The 22,516-nt window shown below is 40.3% G+C and carries 18 protein-coding genes; 8 read left to right on the plus strand and 10 right to left on the minus strand.

The window, feature by feature from the left end; genetic code table 11:
• Window positions 1–273: 273 nt before the first annotated feature.
• The gene (gene mltF / locus C9J41_RS02645; RefSeq protein WP_107245682.1) at window positions 274–1,764 is read left to right on the plus strand and encodes a membrane-bound lytic murein transglycosylase MltF; all 1,491 of its coding nucleotides are present in this window, start codon (window positions 274–276) and stop codon (window positions 1,762–1,764) included.
• 80 nt (window positions 1,765–1,844) lie between these two features.
• On the opposite strand, the gene tadA is transcribed toward mltF, so the two are convergent.
• The gene (gene tadA, locus C9J41_RS02650) at window positions 1,845–2,372 is read right to left on the minus strand and encodes a tRNA adenosine(34) deaminase TadA (RefSeq protein WP_107205407.1); all 528 of its coding nucleotides are present in this window, start codon (window positions 2,370–2,372) and stop codon (window positions 1,845–1,847) included.
• Window positions 2,373–2,402: 30 nt separating this feature from the next.
• Window positions 2,403–3,293 (minus strand): LysR substrate-binding domain-containing protein, encoded by an 891-nt coding sequence (locus tag C9J41_RS02655; RefSeq protein ID WP_107205406.1) that lies wholly within the window; start codon window positions 3,291–3,293, stop codon window positions 2,403–2,405.
• Window positions 3,294–3,491: 198 nt separating this feature from the next.
• Between C9J41_RS02655 and C9J41_RS02660 the strand changes: the two genes are divergently transcribed.
• Window positions 3,492–4,622, plus strand: a complete 1,131-nt coding sequence (locus C9J41_RS02660; RefSeq protein ID WP_005370059.1) for an S-(hydroxymethyl)glutathione dehydrogenase/class III alcohol dehydrogenase — start codon at window positions 3,492–3,494, stop codon at window positions 4,620–4,622.
• 83 nt (window positions 4,623–4,705) lie between these two features.
• A complete protein-coding gene (gene fghA, locus C9J41_RS02665; RefSeq protein ID WP_045129331.1) occupies window positions 4,706–5,554 on the plus strand; it encodes an S-formylglutathione hydrolase in 849 nt (282 codons plus the stop codon).
• Between the two features lie 124 nt (window positions 5,555–5,678).
• Here fghA and C9J41_RS02670 read toward each other — a convergent pair whose 3' ends face one another.
• From C9J41_RS02670 to guaB, 3 genes are all read right to left on the minus strand, one after another.
• A complete protein-coding gene (locus C9J41_RS02670) occupies window positions 5,679–7,235 on the minus strand; it encodes an AbgT family transporter (RefSeq protein ID WP_107205404.1) in 1,557 nt (518 codons plus the stop codon).
• Between the two features lie 437 nt (window positions 7,236–7,672).
• Window positions 7,673–9,250 carry a glutamine-hydrolyzing GMP synthase gene (gene guaA, locus C9J41_RS02675; RefSeq protein ID WP_107245712.1) on the minus strand — a complete coding sequence of 526 codons (1,578 nt, stop codon included), beginning with the start codon at window positions 9,248–9,250 and terminating at the stop codon, window positions 7,673–7,675.
• Window positions 9,251–9,361: 111 nt separating this feature from the next.
• A complete protein-coding gene (guaB, locus tag C9J41_RS02680) occupies window positions 9,362–10,825 on the minus strand; it encodes an IMP dehydrogenase (protein ID WP_107245683.1) in 1,464 nt (487 codons plus the stop codon).
• 273 nt (window positions 10,826–11,098) lie between these two features.
• Between guaB and xseA the strand changes: the two genes are divergently transcribed.
• Window positions 11,099–12,448 carry an exodeoxyribonuclease VII large subunit gene (gene xseA, locus C9J41_RS02685; protein WP_107294173.1) on the plus strand — a complete coding sequence of 450 codons (1,350 nt, stop codon included), beginning with the start codon at window positions 11,099–11,101 and terminating at the stop codon, window positions 12,446–12,448.
• Between the two features lie 57 nt (window positions 12,449–12,505).
• On the opposite strand, the gene C9J41_RS02690 is transcribed toward xseA, so the two are convergent.
• The 4 genes from C9J41_RS02690 to C9J41_RS02705 all read right to left on the minus strand — a co-directional run bounded on the left by C9J41_RS02690 (window position 12,506) and on the right by C9J41_RS02705 (window position 15,735).
• Entirely contained in the window at window positions 12,506–12,751 is a 246-nt protein-coding gene (locus C9J41_RS02690; RefSeq protein WP_045150963.1) for a zinc ribbon domain-containing protein, read from the minus strand.
• A 409-nt stretch (window positions 12,752–13,160) separates the two neighbouring features.
• Complete coding sequence (locus tag C9J41_RS02695) at window positions 13,161–14,036, minus strand: metal-dependent hydrolase (protein WP_107290609.1); 876 nt, start codon at window positions 14,034–14,036, stop codon at window positions 13,161–13,163.
• A gap of 78 nt (window positions 14,037–14,114) precedes the next feature.
• Complete coding sequence (locus C9J41_RS02700) at window positions 14,115–14,522, minus strand: META domain-containing protein (protein WP_107290610.1); 408 nt, start codon at window positions 14,520–14,522, stop codon at window positions 14,115–14,117.
• Window positions 14,523–14,718: 196 nt separating this feature from the next.
• Entirely contained in the window at window positions 14,719–15,735 is a 1,017-nt protein-coding gene (locus C9J41_RS02705) for an OmpA family protein (protein ID WP_107205399.1), read from the minus strand.
• A 689-nt stretch (window positions 15,736–16,424) separates the two neighbouring features.
• Here C9J41_RS02705 and C9J41_RS02710 point away from each other — a divergent pair.
• Entirely contained in the window at window positions 16,425–17,099 is a 675-nt protein-coding gene (locus C9J41_RS02710; RefSeq protein ID WP_107245689.1) for a winged helix-turn-helix domain-containing protein, read from the plus strand.
• Window positions 17,086–17,523 carry a hypothetical protein gene (locus tag C9J41_RS02715; RefSeq protein WP_107205397.1) on the plus strand — a complete coding sequence of 146 codons (438 nt, stop codon included), beginning with the start codon at window positions 17,086–17,088 and terminating at the stop codon, window positions 17,521–17,523. The genes C9J41_RS02710 and C9J41_RS02715 overlap by 14 nt, the downstream gene beginning before the upstream one ends.
• Before the next feature lie 38 nt (window positions 17,524–17,561).
• Here C9J41_RS02715 and cueR read toward each other — a convergent pair whose 3' ends face one another.
• Window positions 17,562–17,957, minus strand: a complete 396-nt coding sequence (gene cueR / locus C9J41_RS02720; protein WP_107205396.1) for a Cu(I)-responsive transcriptional regulator — start codon at window positions 17,955–17,957, stop codon at window positions 17,562–17,564.
• 120 nt (window positions 17,958–18,077) lie between these two features.
• Between cueR and C9J41_RS02725 the strand changes: the two genes are divergently transcribed.
• Together C9J41_RS02725 and C9J41_RS02730 are read left to right on the plus strand one after the other, a co-directional pair.
• A complete protein-coding gene (locus C9J41_RS02725) occupies window positions 18,078–21,008 on the plus strand; it encodes a copper-translocating P-type ATPase (RefSeq protein WP_107294174.1) in 2,931 nt (976 codons plus the stop codon).
• Between the two features lie 180 nt (window positions 21,009–21,188).
• Entirely contained in the window at window positions 21,189–22,076 is an 888-nt protein-coding gene (locus C9J41_RS02730; RefSeq protein ID WP_107294175.1) for a TraB/GumN family protein, read from the plus strand.
• The last annotated feature ends 440 nt before the right edge of the window (window positions 22,077–22,516 follow it).

A 22,516-nucleotide genomic window follows, 5' to 3' on the forward strand; every position in this document is an offset into this window, starting at 1 on the left:
CCTGACGCAACCGTTTGCGTGTTTTTTTTTCAAACATCCTGAATTTATCAGTAATTTTGACATTAGCCCGATTTTTTGAGCAAAAACTAACCGATAAAACAAAAGGAGACTATTTTTTTGTTTCAATCCGTGAATTAACACATCCAACGACAGGGTTCAGCTTTTCCACTACCGTTCACTTTGATATAAATGACAGCTCATTTTTAAGTTAGGTTAGCTTTGTTGATATACCTTCAATCTCTTACCAATATATACCGTGTACTCATATCATTAATGCTTGCTTTATTATTAAGTGGTTGCCAATGGCAAGAAAAACCGCTTGATCCTTTAGAGCGCATTCGTGAAAGCGGTGTATTACGTGTAGGTACGTTAAATAATCAGCTGTCTTATTATATAGGGGCTGATGGACCAACAGGCCTAGATTATGAATTAGCTCAACGTTTTGCTAAAGAGCTAGGCGTAAAGCTGGAAATGCAAACCATGTTTACCCTCTCAGGCTTATTCCCTGCTTTAAAAAATGACGATATTGATATTGTTGCAGCAGGATTAACGGTAACGCCTCAACGTTTGCAAGGTTTTCACCCTGCTCCTGCTTATTATTATGCCAGCCAAGTGGTTGTTTATAAGAAAGGGAAACGCCGCCCTCGCGATATTGAAGAATTAGCCAATACTGACCGTTCGTTAGCTGTTGTAGCTAGCTCTAGTCATGAACGTAAATTAGAAGAGCTCAAGAAAAAATATCCCAACCTAACATGGCAATCGATCAAAGAAACCGATATCGATGACCTATTACGTAAAGTCGCTAATGGCGAGTTAGATTATACCGTTGCCGACTCTGTTGATGTTGCCCTACTACAACGAACTCATCCTGAATTAGCAATCGCACTTGAACTAACTGAAGATGAACCTATTAGCTGGTTTGTCAAAGACAGTAACAATGACAGCTTATATGCCCTCTTAATTGAATTTTTTGGTCATATAAAACAAAGCGGTGAATTAGCACAGCTAGAAGAGAAATACTTCGGCCATGTCGAACAATTTGATTACGTTGACACTCGTGCATTTTTACGCGCACTCGATAATAAATTGCCTAAGTGGCAAGGGCTATTTAAGAAGTATGCTAACGAGTTTGATTGGCGTTTAATTGCCGCTCTTGCTTATCAAGAGTCGCATTGGGATCCACAAGCGGTTTCTCCAACAGGCGTTCGTGGCATGATGATGCTGACCAATCCAACTGCGAAATCTGTTGGTGTTACTGATCGCCTCAATCCAGAGCAAAGTATTCGTGGAGGTACCGAGTATTTGAGAAAAATGGTTGCCCGTGTGCCTGACAGTATTGATGAGCACGAGAAAGTTTGGTTTGCTCTTGCCTCATACAATATTGGATTCGGTCATATGATGGATGCTCGTCGTCTAACGAAAGCACAACATGGTAATCCCAATACATGGGCTGATGTAAAGCAACGTTTGCCACTATTACAACAGCGAAAGTATTACACGCAAACTCGCTATGGGTATGCGCGCGGTACAGAAGCGGTTAACTATGTTGAAGGGATCCGCCGTTATTACCAAAGTATTATTGGTTTTGAGCAGACGCATAGCGACAATTATGATGGTGATGATGTCACGATTATTAATGGATTACAGACCATCACATTACCGAATAAACTAATACAAACTTCATCAGCGGCAAGAAACACCCTAACTAGCCCTTCTCAGGCGACAGCAACCTCAGCTGCGATTTCGGTCTCGACCTCAAAATAAATCGCCCACAATATAAAATTTAAAAACAAAAAAGCTCAGGTTATCCCTGAGCTTTTTCTTTTCCGTTGTTAGGCGATAGGTTAAAGCGACTGATCATTCGCCATCTGTTGTTTAGCTAATAGCTTTGCCGCTTTTTTCTCTGCTCGTCGACGTTTAAAAAAAGCTTGTAGCTGAGCACGACATTCCTCGACTAATACGCCTGATGTTTGCTCTACATGATGATTGACGCCATCATAGCTAAGTAAATTCATGGTACTTCCAGCCGCCCCTGTTTTTAGATCATCAGCACCGTAAACGACCTTTCCCACACGACAATGCACCATAGCTCCTGCACACATTGGGCAAGGCTCTAAAGTGACATACAATGTAGTATCAATTAAACGGTAATTTTCTAGCACTTTACCCGCTTGTCGCAACGCCATTATTTCTGCATGCGCTGTGGCATCATGTTGACCAATAGATCGGTTCCAGCCCTCACCCACCACTTGACCGTTATAAACAACAACGGCCCCAACAGGTACTTCACCTTCTTCTTCTGCTTTGGCTGCGAGCTCTATCGCACGGCGCATAAAGTGTTCGTCGTTTGGTTCTACTTGTATCGTCATCATTTACATATTCAGTCAAAAATACATTTTAGCTTATACGTCGTAATGGCTAATTCGCGGTAATTTCTCGGCCAAAAAGTCCACCAGCATTCTTATTTTAGGTGATAGGTGACGGTTATGTGGATACAGCGCCCAAATCCCTTCATCTGGCTCTTGGTAGTTAGTCAAAATAGGAACAATGGCACCCGAATCTAAATCTTTATCAATATAGTAATCAGGTAACTGCGCTATACCGATCCCTTTTAATACCGCATCACGTAAACCGTAACCACTATTGCAGTTTAAATTCCCAGAGACTCTAACACTTTTCTCTTTGCCTGATTCTTGAAAACGCCAATGATCATAGTTTCCGATCAAGCAGTTATGGTGACGTAATTCAGAAAGTGAATGTGGTACACCAAATCTTGCAAGATAATCAGGAGACGCACAAACATACATCGTACGAGAAGTTAAACGTTTTGCCATCATTGAAGAGCTTGTCAAACGACCAAGACGAATCGCTAAGTCAAAGCTACCTTCAACTAAATCAACCTGTCTATTGGTCATATCAATAACCACTTCAAGTTCTGGGTATTGCAGCATGAAATCATTCACTAACGGCATGATATATTTTTCACCGTAGGTGACAGGAGCCGTTAATTTAATTAAGCCTTGAGGTGTTCCACGTAAGTTACTTAATGCGCGTTCAGCTTCTTCCAAACCGTCCATCACTTGACGACAGTGCTGGTAATACACATTGCCTTCTTCGGTCAATGACACCTTACGCGTAGTACGATAGAATAATTTCGTATTAAGTCGATTCTCTAAGGCACTGACTTGTCGGCTCACTTGCGCAGTTGAAATACTTAATCGTTTAGATGCCGCTGTAAAACTTTCAGTTTCAGCTACAGCTACAAATTCTGTTACGCCTTCCCATAGGAACATCTTACTTACCTATATTTTGATACCAATAACAGTCATTATTACTGTTAGGTAAAAGTTATTTGCACTTTAACCTAATTATCATTTATTCAGAAATAAATACAATAGTCTTCATCGAATCGAGACAGAGAAATTTCGATTAAACTTAATTACTCTCTACGAATATCAATAACAACGTAGAACAAATAGAAGAGAATTATAATGACTGATAAATTTATCAAATCAAAAGCTGCGATTGCATGGGGTCCAAACCAACCACTTTCTGTTGAAGAAGTTGATGTAATGCTTCCTCGTGCAGGTGAAGTTCTCGTTCGCATCGTTGCAACTGGCGTATGTCATACTGACGCATTCACACTATCAGGTGATGATCCAGAAGGTATCTTCCCTGCAATTCTTGGTCACGAAGGCGGCGGTATTGTTGAAATGATTGGTGAAGGCGTTACCGATCTTCAAGTAGGCGACCACGTTATTCCACTTTACACAGCAGAATGTGGTAAGTGTAAGTACTGTCTATCTGGCAAAACAAACCTTTGTCAGGCAGTACGTGAAACTCAAGGTAAAGGCTTAATGCCAGACGGTACAACACGTTTCTACAAAGATGGTCAACCTATCTTCCATTACATGGGTTGTTCAACATTCTCTGAGTACACTGTTCTTCCTGAGATTTCACTAGCGAAAATCAACAAAGAAGCACCACTAGAAGAAGTTTGTCTACTAGGCTGTGGTGTAACAACAGGTATGGGTGCGGTACTTAATACAGCGAAAGTTGAAGAAGGTAGCACTGTTGCTGTATTCGGTCTTGGTGGTATCGGTCTAGCAGCGATTATTGGTGCAACTATGGCGAAAGCAAGCCGCATCATCGCTGTTGATATCAACGAAGAAAAATTCGAATTAGCACGTAAGTTAGGTGCAACTGACTGCATCAACCCAATGAAGTTCGACAAGCCGATTCAAGAAGTGATCGTTGAAATGACTGACGGCGGTGTTGATTACTCTTTCGAGTGTATTGGTAACGTAAACGTAATGCGTTCTGCACTTGAGTGTTGTCATAAAGGTTGGGGCGAATCAGTAATTATCGGTGTGGCTGGCGCAGGTCAAGAGATCTCTACTCGTCCATTCCAACTAGTAACAGGTCGTGTATGGCGTGGTTCTGCATTCGGTGGTGTTAAAGGCCGTTCAGAGCTTCCAGGTATCGTTGATCGTTACATGGCAGGTGAATTCCAACTTGATGACTTTATCTCATTTAATATGGGCTTAGACAAAATCAACGAAGCATTCGACCTACTACACGAAGGTAAAAGTATCCGTACTATTATCCACTTCGATAAATAAGAATATAATTACATAATAATTAATGCGCAGAGATCATCTTCTGTACCCTATCTCTGCGCCTAATCTGACTGAGAGAGCATCCCATGCCTTTAGAAAACATTAGCTGTAATAAAACTGCTGGCGGTTGGCATAAACAATATACACACCGCTCAGAAGTACTTAATTGCGATATGCGTTTTGCTATTTTCCTACCACCACAAACGGCTGCAGGACAAAAAGTACCAGTACTTTACTGGTTATCAGGCTTAACGTGTACTGATGAAAACTTCATGCAAAAAGCGGGCGCTCAACGTATCGCAGCAGAATTAGGTGTTGCCATTGTTGCACCCGATACTAGCCCACGCGGTGAAGGTGTAGAAGATGATCCTGCAGGTAGCTATGATTTTGGTTTAGGTGCTGGGTTCTACGTGAACGCAACAGAAGCACCTTGGAATCGTCATTACAACATGTACGATTACATTGTTAATGAGCTACCAGCATTAGTTGAAGCGCACTTCCCTGTATCAGATCAGCGTGCAATCAGTGGCCACTCAATGGGTGGACATGGCGCATTGATGATTGCGATGCGTAATCCTGAGCGTTTTTCTTCAGTATCTGCATTTAGCCCAATTGCTAATCCAATGAATTGTCCTTGGGGTCAAAAAGCCTTCACTGGTTACTTAGGTAGCAACACTGAAACGTGGAAGCAATACGATTCAAGCGAGTTAATTCGTAAAGCTGAGAAAAAACTGCCAATGCTGGTTGATCAAGGTACTCATGACAACTTCTACATTGAAGGTCAACTTCGTACCGAAAGTCTAGCTGCCGCTGCAAAAGCAAATAACTACCCGGTAGAAATTCGCATGCAAGATGGTTACGACCATAGCTACTACTTTATGGCAACATTTATTGAAGATCACTTACGTTTCCACGTAGAGCACTTCAACAAGTAATGAGTATGCGTGTCATACTGAAGTATTCACATAATATCTTCAGATGCTAAATAGAAAAAAGCCTCACTATTCTTAGCGAGGCTTTTCTTTTATCTGCTCAAATTTAAATGTTTAGTCACTTAAATTATAAGCTGTATGTGTATGGCGCTTGTACACCTAGAGGAATGCCTAACGCCCAGTAAGCAAGTAAGAAAATTGTCCAACCAACTAACATTGCAATTGAGTATGGCATCATCATTGACGCTAATGTACCGATACCAGAACTCTTCACATAACGTTGCATGTAAACAACAACCAGTGGGAAGAACACCATCATTGGTGAAATGATGTTAGATACAGAGTCACCAACACGGTATGCCGCTTGCGTTAATTCTGGAGAAATTCCTACCGCCATTAGCATTGGAACCATGATAGGACCAATCAGTGCCCATTTTGCCGATGCAGAACCCACTAACAAGTTAACACTCGCCGTTAATAAAATCATACCCACAATCGTTATCTGACCTGGCAAATTCATTTCTTGCAGTAACTGCGCGCCAGATAGTGCTAATAGCGTTCCCAGGTTAGATTGGGTAAAGGCTACTAGGAACTGAGCGATGAAAAAGACCATGACCATAAAGCCTGCCATACCAGCCATTGTAGTAGACATCGCTTTAATTACATCGCTGCTTTGCTTAAAGGTACCAGCAACGCGACCGTAAATGATCCCAGGGATCACAAACAGGATAAAGATTAGCGGTACGATTGATTGCATTACCGGTGCATTAAACGCTGCTATTTCACCCGTTGGGGAACGCAGTGGTGATGATTCTGGCCATACCGCTGCAACTAATAGTACGATACCAGCAACCATTGCCCAACCCGCGTAAGAAAATGCTTTGCTTTCAAGTTCAGTGAAAGAGCCCATATCAGGTGCTTCTTCCGCATCTTCATCGATAGCTGTTTTACTTAAACGAGGCTCAATCACTTTATCTGTAATGTACCAACCGATACCAATGATCACGATAGATGATAAACCAGTGAACATTAAGTTCGCTAGTGGGTTCACAATGTAGCTAGGATCCATAATACGTGCAGCTTCTTGGGTAAAGCCTGCAAGTAATGGGTCAATACCAGACGGAATAAAGTTTGCTGAGAAACCACCTGATACGCCAGCGAATGCAGCCGCAATACCCGCTAATGGGTGACGACCTGCCGCATGGAAAATAATACCACCTAGTGGAATAACCAGAACATAACCCGCATCAGCTGCAGTATGTGAAACAATCGCAACTAAAATTAACATTGGCGTTAATAGTTTAGCAGGGGTCACATTCAGCATCTTCTTTAGGCCAGTATTGATAAAGCCAGAAGCTTCAGCAACACCAACACCTAACATTGCCACCAGTACAATACCCAATGGGGCAAAGCCAGTGAAATTCTTCACCATATTGGCAAGGAAACTCGCCAACGCATCACCTGTTAAAAGATTGTTTACTTGTACAACTTGTTGTGTAACAGGGTGAACTAAACCAAAGTCAAACTGAGACATAATCGCGGAAAGTACCCAAACTGCGATTAATCCCCAAAAGAATAATAAAGCAGGATCTGGGATCTTATTACCTGCTCGCTCAATACCATTTAAAAACTTATCCATAGCACTTGATGGCTTCGGTGCTTGATTTAATGTTTTTTCGTTCATGGCAACTCCGTGCCCCCATATTGGTTACGTCTGCAAAGTGGACTTACTTTAGTAAGTCTCATTGTTTTGCCTTTCAGCTACTACGGCTGAATTTAGGTCGGGTGATTGTAGCGAAATACAATAAAAAAAAAGCCATATCACCTAACGAATAACTAAACCTTATTACGGAAGATTGTAACCAAGCATTAACCATAAACAATAAAGCAACAACTCAATAAACAATTAAAAACATAAGCACCAACAAATACAAAACAAGTCTCAATCGCTTAGTTATACCTCTAGAAAATCCCCTCCAACAAGTAACCTTACGTGAAGCATGTCTTTCCTCATTTTCATCTTCATTTGAATGGATATCTATAAAATATGAGCAATAAAAAACCCTAGTAAGTCACCTTACTAGGGTTTGATGTTTGCTCAGTATTTTTCAGTAAGAGAGATTATTCCCACTCAATCGTTGCTGGCGGCTTACCTGAAATATCGTAAACCACACGAGAAATACCATCGACTTCGTTGATAATACGGTTCGATACTTTGCCAAGGAAGTCGTAAGGCAGGTGTGCCCAGTGTGCTGTCATAAAGTCGATTGTTTCTACTGCACGTAACGATACAACCCAATCATATTTACGACCGTCACCCATTACGCCTACAGAGCGAACGGGTAGGAACACGGTAAATGCTTGTGATACTTTGTTGTAAAGATCGGCTTTGTGAAGCTCTTCAATGAAGATAGCATCTGCACGACGAAGTAAATCACAATACTCTTTCTTCACTTCACCTAGAACGCGTACACCTAAACCAGGCCCAGGGAATGGGTGGCGGTAAAGCATGTTGTAAGGTAGGCCTAACTCAAGACCGATCTTACGCACTTCATCTTTAAATAGCTCTTTTAATGGCTCAACTAGACCCATTTCCATATCGTCTGGTAGACCACCTACGTTATGGTGAGATTTAATCACGTGTGCTTTGCCTGTTTTCGATGCTGCAGATTCAATCACATCAGGGTAAATCGTCCCTTGTGCTAACCACTTCGCATTTTTCAGTTTCTTAGATTCTTCATCAAATACGTCAACGAATACATGCCCAATCTTCTTACGTTTCGCTTCTGGCTCATCAATACCTGCAAGTGCTGATAAGAAACGATCCTCAGCTTGAACATGAACAATATTTAAACCAAATTTATCGCCAAACATGTCCATCACTTGTTGACCTTCATTTAAACGAAGCAGGCCGTTATCAACAAATACACACGTTAGCTTGTCGCCAATCGCACGGTGAATAAGCATAGCAACAACTGATGAGTCTACGCCGCCAGAAAGGCCAAGAATCACTTCATCGTCACCCACTTGCTCTTTAATACGAGCAATAGCATCTTCAATGATATTTGCTGATGTCCATAGCTTTTCACAGCCACAGATATTCATTACGAAGTTCTCAATTAACTTCATACCTTGACGTGTATGCGTCACTTCAGGGTGAAACTGAACACCGTAAAAACGCTTCTCTTCATTCGCCATTGCTGCAAATGGGCACGTTTCTGTTTCTGCAATTTTGATAAAATCTGACGGGATTTCTACCACTTTATCGCCATGGCTCATCCACACATCCATTAATGGTGTGCCGTCTTTGGCTGTTGCGTCTTGAATACCTTCAAGGAAATGTGTTGGTTCAACAATTTTAACTTGTGCGTAACCAAATTCACGCTCAGATGAACCTGCAACTTTACCGCCTAACTGCTCAGCCATGGTTTGCATGCCGTAGCACACACCAAATACAGGTACACCTGCTTCAAATACATATTGTGGTGCACGTGGAGAACCGGCTTCCGTTACACTTTCAGGACCACCAGAAAGAATAATACCGTTTGGCGCAAATTCACGGATATCGGCTTCATCAACATCCCAGCTCCAAAGTTCACAGTACACACCAATTTCGCGAATACGACGGGCGATTAGCTGTGTATATTGAGAGCCAAAGTCCAAAATAAGGATACGTTGTTCATGAATATTTGTGGTCATGGTCATTAGTGAATGTTCTCGAATAATTTTATATATTGGGAGCAAAGGCTCTGCTCCCGATGTTATTTCTTACTGACGTAATAGTTAAACCCAAAGATGAGTGGGTAACAATTAACCCATACGGTAATTAGGTGCTTCTTTAGTAATAGTCACATCATGAACGTGTGACTCTTTCATGCCAGCCCCTGAAATACGTACAAATTCAGCTTTAGTACGAAGCTCTTCAATCGTTGCTGAGCCCGTTAGGCCCATGCTTGAGCGTAAGCCACCCATTTGTTGGTGAACGATTTCTTTTAGGTAACCTTTATAAGCAACACGGCCTTCAATACCTTCTGGTACCAATTTGTCAGCCGCATTATCAGTTTGGAAATAACGGTCAGAAGAACCTTTTGACATTGCGCCTAGTGAACCCATGCCACGGTATGATTTGTATGAACGACCTTGGTATAGTTCAACTTCACCCGGTGCTTCTTCAGTACCAGCAAACATAGAACCTACCATTACACATGATGCACCAGCGGCAATCGCTTTACACATATCACCAGAGTAACGAATACCGCCATCAGCAATAACAGGAATACCGTATTGATCAGCAACAGATGCCGCTTCTGAAATTGCGGTAATTTGTGGAACACCAACACCTGTAACAATACGAGTTGTACAGATTGAACCAGGGCCGATACCAACTTTTACTGCACTCACACCTGCTTCAATAAGAGCACGCGCACCTTCAGCCGTAGCGACATTACCGCCAACAATTGGAAGATTAGGGAATGCCGCACGCGTTTCACGAATACGTTGTAGAACGCCTTCAGAGTGACCGTGTGAAGAATCGATAAGCAGTACGTCTACGCCAGCTTCAACCAAAGCAGCTACACGCTCTTCATTACCAGCACCAGCACCAACCGCAGCACCTACACGTAAGCGGCCGCGCTCGTCTTTACAAGCATTAGGTTTACGTTCTGCTTTTTGGAAGTCTTTTGCAGTAATCATGCCTTTAAGGCGGAATTCATCATCAACAAGTAACACCTTTTCAACACGGTGTTGTTGCATGATAGCTTCAACTTCTTCACGAGATGCGCCTTCTTTAGCCGATGCTAAATCTGCTTTAGATGTCATCACTTCTTCAACTGTCTTTGAAAGATCAGTAACAAATCGAACATCACGACCTGTAATAATACCAACTAACTCATTGCTATCTGTTACTACAGGGTAACCAGCAAAACCGTTCTGCTCTGTTAATCGCTTAACATCAGCAATCGTTGCGGTAGGTTTAACAGTCACAGGTTCAGAAACAACACCTGCTTCGAACTTTTTCACCATGCGAACTTGATCCGCCTGCTGTTCGATAGACATATTTTTGTGAATGAAACCGATACCACCTTCTTGAGCAAGACCGATAGCTAAGCGACCTTCAGTCACAGTATCCATTGACGCTGACACCATTGGGATATTAAGAGAAATATCTTTTGTCAGTTGAGTGCGCAGATCGGCAGTGTTAGGTAGAACGGTTGAATGGGCAGGAACCAGCAAAACATCATCGAAGGTTAAAGCTTCTTGTTTAATTCGTAACATTGCAATATCTCACACCGAATAGGGGTTTAAAGAAGGATAAAATATTGCGGTCGAATTATACGTATGAAGCAAACGTTTGGCTAGATTTTTTTTAATTTTTTTTCTTGACACATTTTAATTGATAAGTAATATATTTCGGTTAACTATCCGGTGATGCGGTCAAGGAAATACGGCCAAGATCTGTCCATTGATCTGCCTGTATACTTTATGTCTTATTCGGTTTTATTTTGACCGCCTGCCTACTACTTCATTCGATAGCAGGTACCATTCCTAGTGACCACTTTTTCCCCTCAAAGCCAAACGAATAGTCGTATTTACACGGTTTCTAGCTTAAATGCACAAGTACGTCTCGTACTTGAAAATGAAATGGGTGTAGTGTGGCTTATTGGTGAGTTATCTAATTTTTCGATGCCCGTTTCTGGTCATTGGTATTTCACCCTGAAAGATTCACGTGCCCAAGTTAAATGTGCCATGTTTAAAGGCAGTAATCGACATGTGACCTTTAAACCTGCCAATGGTAATCAAGTATTAGTTAAGGCGCGTTTGTCATTATATGAACCACGTGGTGATTATCAGCTGATCATTGAAAGTATGCAGCCAGAAGGCGATGGTCGCTTACAACAGCAATTTGAACAATTAAAAATGTCGTTAGCAGCGGAAGGTTTATTTGCGCAATCACTCAAAAAAACGCTGCCAGAACAACCTAAACGAGTAGGTATTATTACCTCAAAAACAGGCGCGGCTCTGCACGACATTTTACACGTTTTGCAACGTCGCGATCCGAGTTTACCCATTGTGATTTATCCAACCATGGTACAAGGCGAAGGCTCTGCAATTTCTATTGCACAAGCGATTGGTCGAGCCAATGCTAGACAGGAATGTGATGTATTAATTGTCGGTCGAGGTGGCGGTTCACTGGAAGATCTTTGGGCATTTAATGAAGAAATTGTCGCGCGAACCATTGCCGCTAGCCAGATCCCCATTGTCAGTGCGGTTGGCCATGAGGTCGACGTCACTATCGCTGATTTTGTTGCCGATGTCCGTGCACCAACACCTTCTGCTGCCTCTGAGTTGATCAGTCGCGATATGACTCACCAAACACAATTACTCGATCGTAAAAAACAACAATTGCGCCATGCCGTCAGGTCGTATTTATCACACTCTTTGCGCCAAGCAACTCAACTACAACACCGTTTAGAGCGTCAGCATCCACAGCTTCGTTTAAATCAGCAGCAGCAACATCTTGATGAAATTAGTCAACGCTTAGTTCAAGCAATGCAGAAAAAATTACAAAAGCATCAACAACATATCGATAGTAATAACTATAAAATATCACTTTACTCCCCCGCTACGTTAGTAAGCAATGCACAACGAAATTTAGAGCGGAGTGAACGAAGACTCTATGATGCTTTAGACCGTAAGCTGCTAAATGCAAAACATAAATTAGCGGTGGCGGCAGAAAAACTAGAAACAGTAAGCCCACTAGCAACTTTGGCCCGTGGTTATTCTATTACTCGAAATGAGCAAGGTGATCTAATCAGAAATACATCACAAGTTCAGCAGGGGGATAAACTTATCACCACAGTAACGGATGGTGATATCCATTCCTGTGTTATCAAATAACCATAGTATCTGTTAACAAAAATGGCGCTATTTAGCGCCATTTTTTATACATTCTATTTAGCGTGTCTCAGCACGCATTTCAAATTGTACCTTAACCCGAGATTTAGACTTTAACTCATTGCAATGATTACAAAAATAACTTGCAGAACCACACGCTTGTAATCTTTCTAACTGCTCATTGCAATCAGGACAAAATACATGTTTCTCAACTTGTTGTTGGCAAAAATCGCAAAAATAGCCGTGATCTTTCCAACTTAATAAGCTGCTACATTGCGGACAAATATTTTCAACGTTATCAGCCATGCTCTTCGACCTCTGTACAAAATTTACATCTTCGAATGATTATTAAGTGCGGTAATCAGAAATACAATTATCTTGCGCGTAGAACTTCATCTTCATCACAAAGAATTATCATAAATAAGTTTTTTCCATTATTCGACAATCATAAAACAATCAATTTAGATCAACACGATGATCAACATGCTTAGTGGTGATCTTCTTTTAAAACAAACCTGATCAGCTAACAGGTATCAAAAGAACATTTATCAATACACATCCCGAAAGCATAAGTTACATATTCTGTATTTGGATTTTAAACAGGATATAAATCCAATAAACAATATTAAAACACAATGATCATGAATTATATAAATTAGGATCTTTATCTTTATAAGCATAACTCAGAGAATAAAATCTAAATAAACGTTTAATATTACGCTTTCACACTCTTGGTATACATCACAATCTCTTGATCTGAATTCACTTTAAAATTAACGGTAACTGATTGATATTCAGATAAAGATAAAATATGAGTTCCACCACAAGGGATCTCAATAACGCCCTCAGAGCCTAAATTACATTGCCAATAACGCGAATCTGTCAGATGATCACCTTCTCGCCTCATTACCACAGCAGTTTTTAATGCTACCCAATCACTGAGTTGCAGATTAATACGCTCAGCTACAACATTAAGTTCTGCTAGTAGATCTGCGCTGTTTAGCCCACGCTTACGTAATGTTTTACCTAAACGATACGTGTCAGTACTGAGATCGGGCGTCACTTCACTTTTTTCTTGGGCATAGCTATGAAAATCATAGAAACCAAGCTCATCTCTACGAGTCGGCTCTTTTCGCCAGAAGTCATTATGAAGAACTTTATTTAACGCTAAAGAAGATAAATGCCCCGCACTATGTCCACGACTCAAACTTTGCTGATATTCCCTATCAACAGACAATGTCACTGTATTGCCAATATCAAAGTCTATTGTTCCTGTAATAATATGAACAACAACAAACACCCATCCTTCCGTATCCCGTTTAACCGGAATGTCTTGGGCAATAAAAAGATTGTTTGTTGCTAGCTCAATAGCACCAACGACACAATTGTTAACCTGATACTGTTTATCAGCATGAATAATCATCCCTTGATCAGCAGGATGATCAGGCCAAATATGGCTAACAGGATGAAAAGGGGTCGACTGGGTAACAACATAATTTTCGTCACCTGAATGACTTATCATTAGTACAGTACTATCAAGCAACCATTGTTGTTGAGTAAATACGACTTGCGTTGGCGCGATAACAGGCATCTTCTATCCTTAGTTCTACTTATAAAAAAGCCCAGCACAATGGCTGGGCTCTACATAAAATTAAATCACATAAGACAATCAACTTGCATTAGTTTTTTCAAATACCAAAAACTTATCGCCAGCATCAACAATGAGGCTATTGTTAATCACTTCAATACTTGTCGCACTGCGTAACACATTTAGCATATTATTTTCTTGTTTAACTAACTCAGGTAAACACATTTTGCGCGTGACAAATGGAAGCGAAAAATCACCGACTGGCTCAACCTTACCTTTAAAAACATTACAACCGGTAAAACCTGTTACCTTCATGTTTGATTCAATATTTAATGATGGTCGATGCTTTGTAATACCGGGGAGCTCAACTCCACCTTTTAGTTTCCAATCACCAACCATTTGTGCTGATTTTTCAAATTGCTGGTTGGAAAAGCACCCAGTTAATGAAATGGTCATTAATGCTAATAAACATAACGTTGTTTTTTTCATTATTAGTCCTTACAACATATCTTAATTCATTCTAATTAAATCGCTTACGCTTGACGTACACAGTCCTCCGCATTAAACGCGACGAATTAAAAGTGATTTAATGAGAATGTGATTAAAAAAATAATGCCGGTGAAAATATCACCGGCATTAATTTATCTTAGTAATAAAATACTAGATAGATGTGGATCAGTCTTAATTACTTAAGGATGATCTGTACTGAACGCTGAACGTAGTTAGTATTAGTCGCAGAGTCAGTTTTAAGTGGGTTGTTGTAACCTACAGAAGAAACAGTTAGACGAGATGCGTCGATACCGTTAGCTTCTAGGTATTTAGCAACGTTTGCTGCACGCTCTGCAGAAACTTTTTCGTTAACTGCAGCAGAACCAACTTTGTCTGCACGACCAATGATTTGAGCGTTAACTTCTGGGTTAGCTTGCATAGTTGCAATAACTTCACCTAGGTTGTAACGGCCGTAGTCATTTAGCTTAGTTTGACCATTTTGGTATGGTAGAACGTAAGAAGAACGAGTTGGTACTTGAGACTCAACAGCTACTTCTTTAACTACTTCAACGTTGTTAGTAACAACCATTGGAGTTGCTGGTTGACCGAACTTGTAAGTCATACCCCAGTACGCTTGAGTTAGATCAGCGTGACCGTGTGAAGTACGTAGGTCTTGGTAGTAATCAGCACCGATTTGAGTAGATAGTGCATGAGTGATTTGGTAAGACAGACCTAAACCAACTGTTGGTGAGAAGCTGTCAGACTTCATGTGTAGCGCGTTGTTTGCAAAGTTCTTGTTATCAGCGTAGATGTATGTAGCACCTAACTTACCGAACGCAGATAGTTTTTGAGTTAGAGGTAGGTTACCTTTCACACCCAAAGTACCTAGGTGCATGTCAGCATTACCTAGATCATGCATGTAATCGTAGCTACCGTAGATACCGAAGTATTGGTTGAAGTCGTAACCAGCATCTAGTTTAACACTTGGTGCTTCACCGTTTGCAGAACCAGGGAACTTAGAAATATCGCTGTTAGATACGTAACCCATACCTAGTGCGCCACCAACCCAGAAACCAGATTGATCGTAAGAAGGAGCAGTTTGTGCAGGCGCTGTAGCTGTAGTGCTAGTAGTTGCATCAGCTGCCGTAGCAGATGTAGCAACACCTAGAGATAAAGCTGCTAGTACAGATAGAGATAGAGATTTCAATTTCATGTTTAACTCCATTGAGTAATGCTTAAACTTTTTAAGTCTGCTTTATGTAGTGCGTACTATTTTTTTAATGTGTATCGCAAAGCAGTTATTGTCAGGAACGGGGTGTATTTTGTGACGAATACGATGTTATGGCAAGTAATAAAAAATGATGTTCACAATTATTTTGTGTTTTTCACCACAAAAAAAATCGGACTTCTGAAAAATAGTTTTTTCAGAAAAAAAAGGAGATAAAGGAAAATACAAAACAATTCATCTAGAAAAAACAGTTCTAAAAAAAGATAAAAAAACCATGTAAAAAAACATAAAGCAATAAAAAACAAATAATTAAATAGTTCTTTTTTATGATTCCAGCCATCTAAAAACATTACTTTATATAGGTGTATTGAATTATCAAAAAACGTTCAAAGATTAATTTATCTGCACAATGTGGTATCTGCTACTTTTATTATCTCTTCCATAAATAAATTTTTTTGTTAGCATCAATGCTGACAAAAAAGATACTGGATTATTTTTTGTTTTTCTTTCATCCAATACATGTTACTTAAGTCTTCAATTTAGACAGAGTAACTGCTAAAAATTGCGTAGTTTATCCCGCTGCGCCAAGATACATTTAGCACTATAAATAATAACAATGATAAATACGTTAAAAGGCGACTATGGTCTTTTGTAGATAGTGAATAGGTAAATCAATGATTATATATAAGCAGGGTAAAGATAGCTTTGAACCCCAAAAAAGCGCTTATTCTACACCTGATACTACAACCAAACTCAGTGCTAGTGAGACAAAAATACTACAATACTTAATTGATAATAATGGTGAGATTATTAGCCGCGATAAATTACTGGAGATCGGTTGGCCTGATAAAGTCGTTGTACCTAACTCATTAAATGTTGCTATCGCTAATTTACGCAAAGCTTTTAAAACAAAAAATGAAATTATCATTACGATAAAAGGGGCTGGATTTACGATTGCTAAAAACACTTTTATACAGCATAAAATCCAACCAGAGATCGTATCAGACAGTGACCATATAACGACTAGCCAAAGTGCAACCGCATCTTTAAATAAAGAAGAGAATGTAACTGCATTATTGGATAATAACGGTGAGCAGAAAAATGACACCACAGCAAAACAACCGTTATCAAAGATAGCAAAAATTGGTTGTGGTATATCCATGATTGCATTATTAGCATGGATAGGACTTTGGACCAGTAGTTGGCAAACACCACCCTGTGTATCCGTTAATAATCAGCAGATCTGTGGTAATATAGAGCTTCTTAACTTAAATGAATTGCCTAAAAACCTGCCATCGAAAGGCACTATATATATAGATTCAGCAGGTAAACTGTATGAAAAAAATTAAATACATCATCATGGCCTTAGTTGCTCTGATGTTATTTCCAATTATTAACGGTATGGGTTGCGACTTTAACTATAAATTAACCACTCCCGGCCATGAACAGTTCGGCAGTTGTAAATTTGGTCAATACACCTTAATAGACTATCCCGACCCAAAACAAGATAATGGCTATACCGTATTAAAAGGACTGTATTTTTACGCTTTTGGCAATGCGGCAATATTAATCACCAGTAATGAAGATCACACCAAGAAAATTACTGATTCTTCGATAGAGAGCTTAAACTTTGCAAATAAACGTTTTTGGTACCAGCTTTCGTTACAAAGACTGAATAAAGATGAACTTGTGATTTTCACAAAGCATCCAAAACCCAAGCTACAAGTGATCCCTTACGACGGCACACTTGCAATGACTGACAGTAATTCATAATCAGAATTAATAACAGGTGCTAATTTTCTAGCGCCTGTTTATTCTTGTTGTACTAACCCTTCCAATATCGGACAGGTTGAATTTTTATCTCCAGGACATTGCTTCGTTAATGCTTCTAGTGTTTTCTTCATCTGTAGTAATTCATTAATCTTAATATCTATCTCTTTTAACTTTTCTTCCGCCTTTTGTTTTACATCACGACTCTGACGACTTGAGTTCATTGATAACGTTAATAAATCACGGCATTCATCAAGAGAAAATCCAATCATTCGAGAACGTTTGATCAACAGTAACTCTGAAATATGGTTTTGATTATAATAACGATATCCATTAGCACCTCTAGGAGCTGGGCTTATCACACCTTTCGCTTCATAAAACCGAATAGTTTTTGCTGTTAGCCCTGTTTTTTCAGCGACTTCACTTATATTAATCATCTTTATCCTTCCACGTTTTATCTATTCTTTAAAATACACCAAACATACCTTGACCTTACAGTAACTGGAAGGTTTATTCTTACTTCATCCTTTAAATATAGTAAGGCGTAAGGGCTCAAAATGAATGCTATTACTCTCCCACTCGCGAACGTCCATTGCATGAGCTGCGTAAATAAAATACGTTCAGCTTTAGCAACATTGCCCGACTGCCAAATTATCGATATAGATACAAAGCAAATTACTGTAAATAGTGAAAGCCCACTAAAAACAATGTCTGAAAAGATCAATGCATTAGGCTATCACGTCGGTTTCCACTATCAACTTGCACTAGCTGGTTTATCATGTGGTCGATGCGTGGCTAAAGTTGAAGCCGCACTAGCAAGCCGGAATGATATTTTCAGCGCTAGTATAACGAAAGAAACAGCTGATATAACGGGCTCTCTAAGTGAGCAAACACTTACCGATATTATTACATCACTGGGTTATCAAGTAATACCTGCTTCGTCGGAATTAGAAAAAGACACACTGATGTTTACTCTATCAGGGCTTTCATGCGGAAAGTGCGTTGCCAAATTGACAGAGAAACTAAAAGCCAATGATCAGATCAAAATCCTTGCTTTAGATAAAACGCATGCAGAAATTAGAACAATACTTACTGCAGAAGATGTCATTTCCATTATTACAGAGGCTGGCTACCAAGCAACACAAACAACTATAGATGACAAATTAGCTCAACCAGTAAACACCAATGAGCAAGAGAACAAGGATGATAAAGCGCTAAATGCTCTTCTCTCATCTGAAAGTTCTCAGGTTCAACAGTTACTGTTATCAGGTATGACATGTGCCAGTTGTGTCGCCTCTGTTGAAAAAGCGATTAAGCAAGTTACAGGTGTTGATACCGTCAGTGTAAACCTTGCGGAGCGTACAGCACTTATCTCAGGTAATCCTGATATAAAAGCCGTTATTACCGCGATTACTGCAGCCGGTTATGGCGCTGAAATCAGTGAAGATGAACAAACTCGACGTCATCGTCAACAACAACAAAATACTCAAACATTTAAAACACACTTAAGAAATGCATTTATTGCACTTGGCTTAGGGGTTCCTATGATGGCTTGGGGGATCTTTGGCGGCAGTATGATGATCGACTCAACCACCAGCCAATTGGCATGGGGATTTGTTGGCTTAATCACCCTATTATTGATCGTAACTGTTGGTAAAGATTTCTATCTCAATAGTTGGAAAGCATTTAAACATCATCGCGCTACTATGGATACATTAGTTGCGCTGGGGACCGGTGCTGCTTGGCTATTTTCAATGTTAGTTGTGCTTAAACCTGATATGTTTCCAGCTGCTGCTCGCCATGTGTATTTCGAAGCAACAGCCATGATTATAGGTTTAATTACATTAGGCCATGCCCTTGAAGCTCGCGCCCGTAGTCAAACATCGAAAGCATTAGAGCGTTTAATCGATCTACAACCACAAACGGCTATCGTAGTTGAAAACGGCGTGGAAAGTGAGCGTCCACTTAATGAAATAAAAAGTGGGATGACGTTACGTCTTCGCCCTGGTGCAAAAGTCGCTGTTGATGGTGTCGTCATTGAAGGTAATACCTATATAGATGAATCGATGCTAACAGGTGAGCCTCTTGCTGTTCACAAACAGAATGGTGACAAAATCAGAGCAGGGACGATCAACCAGCAAGGAGCATTACTCTTTAAAGCTGAGCATATTGGCAGCGATACAATGCTAGCTCGAATTATCCAACTCGTTCGTCAAGCTCAAAGCAGTAAACCTGCACTTGCACGCTTAGCTGATACTATTTCAAGTATCTTTGTGCCAAGTGTCATGATCATCGCCATTATTACTGCCATGGTGTGGTACTACTTCGGTCCAGCACCGTCATCGGTTTATATGTTAGTCGCAGCGACAACCGTACTTATCATTGCTTGTCCTTGTGCATTAGGGCTCGCTACACCAATGTCAGTGACTGTAGGAGTTGGACGCGCAGCAGAGCTGGGGATTTTAATCCGTGATGCTGAAGCTATGCAGCAAGCAGCCAACATCAATACTGTTGTGTTAGATAAAACAGGTACGCTCACTGAAGGAAAGCCACAAGTGGTAAGTATTCAGAGCTATACCGCTCTTACTGAAGATCAGCTATTACAATTAACCGCTACCTTAGAACAAGGTTCGGAGCATCCTTTAGCGAACGCTATTATTGAATCAGCGAAACAAAAAGATCTGACTCTCAGTCGAGTAACAGAATTTAAAGCCATTGCAGGTATGGGTGTGTCAGGCACTATTGATACAAGCAGCGTGATACTGGGAAATAAAAAATTAATGACCCAATACAATGTTGATATCAATCAAGCCCAAACTGACTTTGATAATATCGCCTCTCAAGGTGCAACACCTGTTTACTTAGCGAAAAATAACCAACTTATCGGAATTATTGGCATTAGCGATCCTCTACGTAGTGACTCATTAAATGCGGTTAAACGAATGCAAAAAATGGGTCTGACTGTTGTGATGCTAACGGGAGACAGTTTTAAAACAGCACAAGTTATCGCGACTAAATTAGGCATTACGGATGTAGTTGCTGATGTGCTACCCGATGGTAAAGCGGCGCAAATAAAACAGCTTCAACAGCAAGGTAATCGAGTCGCAATGGTCGGTGATGGCATCAACGATGCTCCAGCTCTTGCATTGGCAGAAGTCGGTATTGCGATGGGAAGTGGCACTGATGTTGCGATAGAAAGTGCGCAATTTACATTAATGCGTCACTCTCTTCATGGGGTGGTTGATGCCTTAGAGTTATCTAAAGCAACCTTGCGAAATATGAAAGAAAACCTATTTGGTGCCTTTATTTACAATAGCTTAGGTATTCCTATTGCTGCAGGTGTATTGTACCCACTCACGGGTGCATTACTCAGCCCAGTCATTGCGGGGGCTGCCATGGCGTTATCATCCATAACTGTAGTTACCAATGCCAATCGACTTCGCTTATTTAAACCTAGCTACCAAGCTAAATCAGCACAGGAGAAATAGTATGTGCTTGTTATTAGGCATTGCTGCTATTGCATTAATTATTTGGTGGTTCTGGCTTCACCCTAGCCTTAGTTAACCAAACTAATACCAAAGGCTACTCTCAGTAGCCTTTTTTATTACTAATCAGGAATATTTTGTTATAACTAAGAAAACGTATAATTTCTTATTTTAAGGCGATGAATGTTTAGATCTTTACTTTCAAAAATTCTGGTGCTGCTGCCATTTATTTCTCATCATGCATTCGCAGAGCCCATTGTTTGGAAAATTTATGATACGCAACGCCAATTCTATGTATTAGGTTCAATACATGCGGGTGAGAAAGACATGTTTCCATTACCAAAGGCTTTTTTAACGCAATGGAAAGATGCTGATGCATTAATTGTCGAAGCAAATATACTCACTCAATCAACATCGACCGTTGAACAATACCCGCCACCATTAACCCAAGACAAACTCAATTCCGAACAACTCCAAACGCTTCAAATAATCACAACATCACTACAACTTCCTTATGAACACCTTATTGCTCAGCCACCATGGTTGACAGCAACTTATCTCCAGCTTGCACTCGCTAAGCAACAAAATCTATCGACCGATCAGGGTATCGATTATGTGTTATTGAAAAGAGCGCAGCAACAAAATCTACCAATTAAGGCATTTGAAACGGTTGAGCATCAATTAAACCTGCTTCAAAACTTACCTGAAAATGGCACTAACATGTTGTTAGAGACCATCAATAACTGGCAACAAACAGAGCAAGCACTGAAATGTTTAGTTAATGTATGGAAACAAGGCGACAGTAAAAAATTTACCGAACTATTCAACGATACCCAATTTGATCCAGAAACCAACGATGCCTTAATTTTTTCTCGGAATCGTCAATGGACAAAAATACTCAGTGAATCAGAAGATTATCAATCTGGACGGTTTATGGTTGTTGTCGGCGCATTTCATTTAATCGGAGAGCAAGGACTTCCCGCTTTGATGGAGAAAGAAGGATTTACTGTTGAAAGGATCACCAAAGGTGTTACGGCACAGTGTGATGGATGGGAAAAGCTAACGTCATAAATACCAACACATGGCTGTGGAACAACACTTTAAATCGTATTATTTACTCACAGGGTTTATAAACATCAGATGTAAAAAAGCCCCGTTTTTCAACGAGGCTTTTATAAGTGGTCGGTGAAGAGCTGGTTTTTAATAGATCAGGAACTCCCGACCCTCTGGTCCGCCATTTACCTAGAGCTGTGATGCTCTACCAAACATGCTATTCAACAAAATATGAAAGACATCTGATGCAAAAAAGCCCCGTCTTTCGACGAGGCTTCTAATAAGTGGTCGGTGAAGAGCAGTTTTTTAATAGATCAGGAACCCCCGACCCTCTGGTCCGCCATTTACCTAGAGCTGTGATGCTCTACCAAACATGCTATTCAACAAAATATGAAAGACATCTGATGCAAAAAAGCCCCGTCTTTCGACGAGGCTTCTAATAAGTGGTCGGTGAAGAG

This window comes from Photobacterium sp. GB-50 (assembly GCF_003026755.1).
GTDB lineage: Bacteria > Pseudomonadota > Gammaproteobacteria > Enterobacterales > Vibrionaceae > Photobacterium.

Coding starts and splice junctions, on each gene's coding strand:
- C9J41_RS02710 (WP_107245689.1), top strand. CDS start 16,425: ATGATTATATATAAGCAGGGTAAAGATAGCTTTGAACCCCAAAAAAGC.
- cueR (WP_107205396.1), bottom strand. CDS start 17,957: ATGATTAATATAAGTGAAGTCGCTGAAAAAACAGGGCTAACAGCAAAA.
- mltF (WP_107245682.1), top strand. CDS start 274: ATGCTTGCTTTATTATTAAGTGGTTGCCAATGGCAAGAAAAACCGCTT.
- C9J41_RS02655 (WP_107205406.1), bottom strand. CDS start 3,293: ATGTTCCTATGGGAAGGCGTAACAGAATTTGTAGCTGTAGCTGAAACT.
- tadA (WP_107205407.1), bottom strand. CDS start 2,372: ATGATGACGATACAAGTAGAACCAAACGACGAACACTTTATGCGCCGT.
- C9J41_RS02670 (WP_107205404.1), bottom strand. CDS start 7,235: ATGAACGAAAAAACATTAAATCAAGCACCGAAGCCATCAAGTGCTATG.
- fghA (WP_045129331.1), top strand. CDS start 4,706: ATGCCTTTAGAAAACATTAGCTGTAATAAAACTGCTGGCGGTTGGCAT.
- C9J41_RS02730 (WP_107294175.1), top strand. CDS start 21,189: ATGTTTAGATCTTTACTTTCAAAAATTCTGGTGCTGCTGCCATTTATT.
- guaB (WP_107245683.1), bottom strand. CDS start 10,825: ATGTTACGAATTAAACAAGAAGCTTTAACCTTCGATGATGTTTTGCTG.
- C9J41_RS02695 (WP_107290609.1), bottom strand. CDS start 14,036: ATGCCTGTTATCGCGCCAACGCAAGTCGTATTTACTCAACAACAATGG.
- guaA (WP_107245712.1), bottom strand. CDS start 9,250: ATGACCACAAATATTCATGAACAACGTATCCTTATTTTGGACTTTGGC.
- C9J41_RS02715 (WP_107205397.1), top strand. CDS start 17,086: ATGAAAAAAATTAAATACATCATCATGGCCTTAGTTGCTCTGATGTTA.
- C9J41_RS02700 (WP_107290610.1), bottom strand. CDS start 14,522: ATGAAAAAAACAACGTTATGTTTATTAGCATTAATGACCATTTCATTA.
- C9J41_RS02725 (WP_107294174.1), top strand. CDS start 18,078: ATGAATGCTATTACTCTCCCACTCGCGAACGTCCATTGCATGAGCTGC.
- C9J41_RS02660 (WP_005370059.1), top strand. CDS start 3,492: ATGACTGATAAATTTATCAAATCAAAAGCTGCGATTGCATGGGGTCCA.
- C9J41_RS02705 (WP_107205399.1), bottom strand. CDS start 15,735: ATGAAATTGAAATCTCTATCTCTATCTGTACTAGCAGCTTTATCTCTA.
- C9J41_RS02690 (WP_045150963.1), bottom strand. CDS start 12,751: ATGGCTGATAACGTTGAAAATATTTGTCCGCAATGTAGCAGCTTATTA.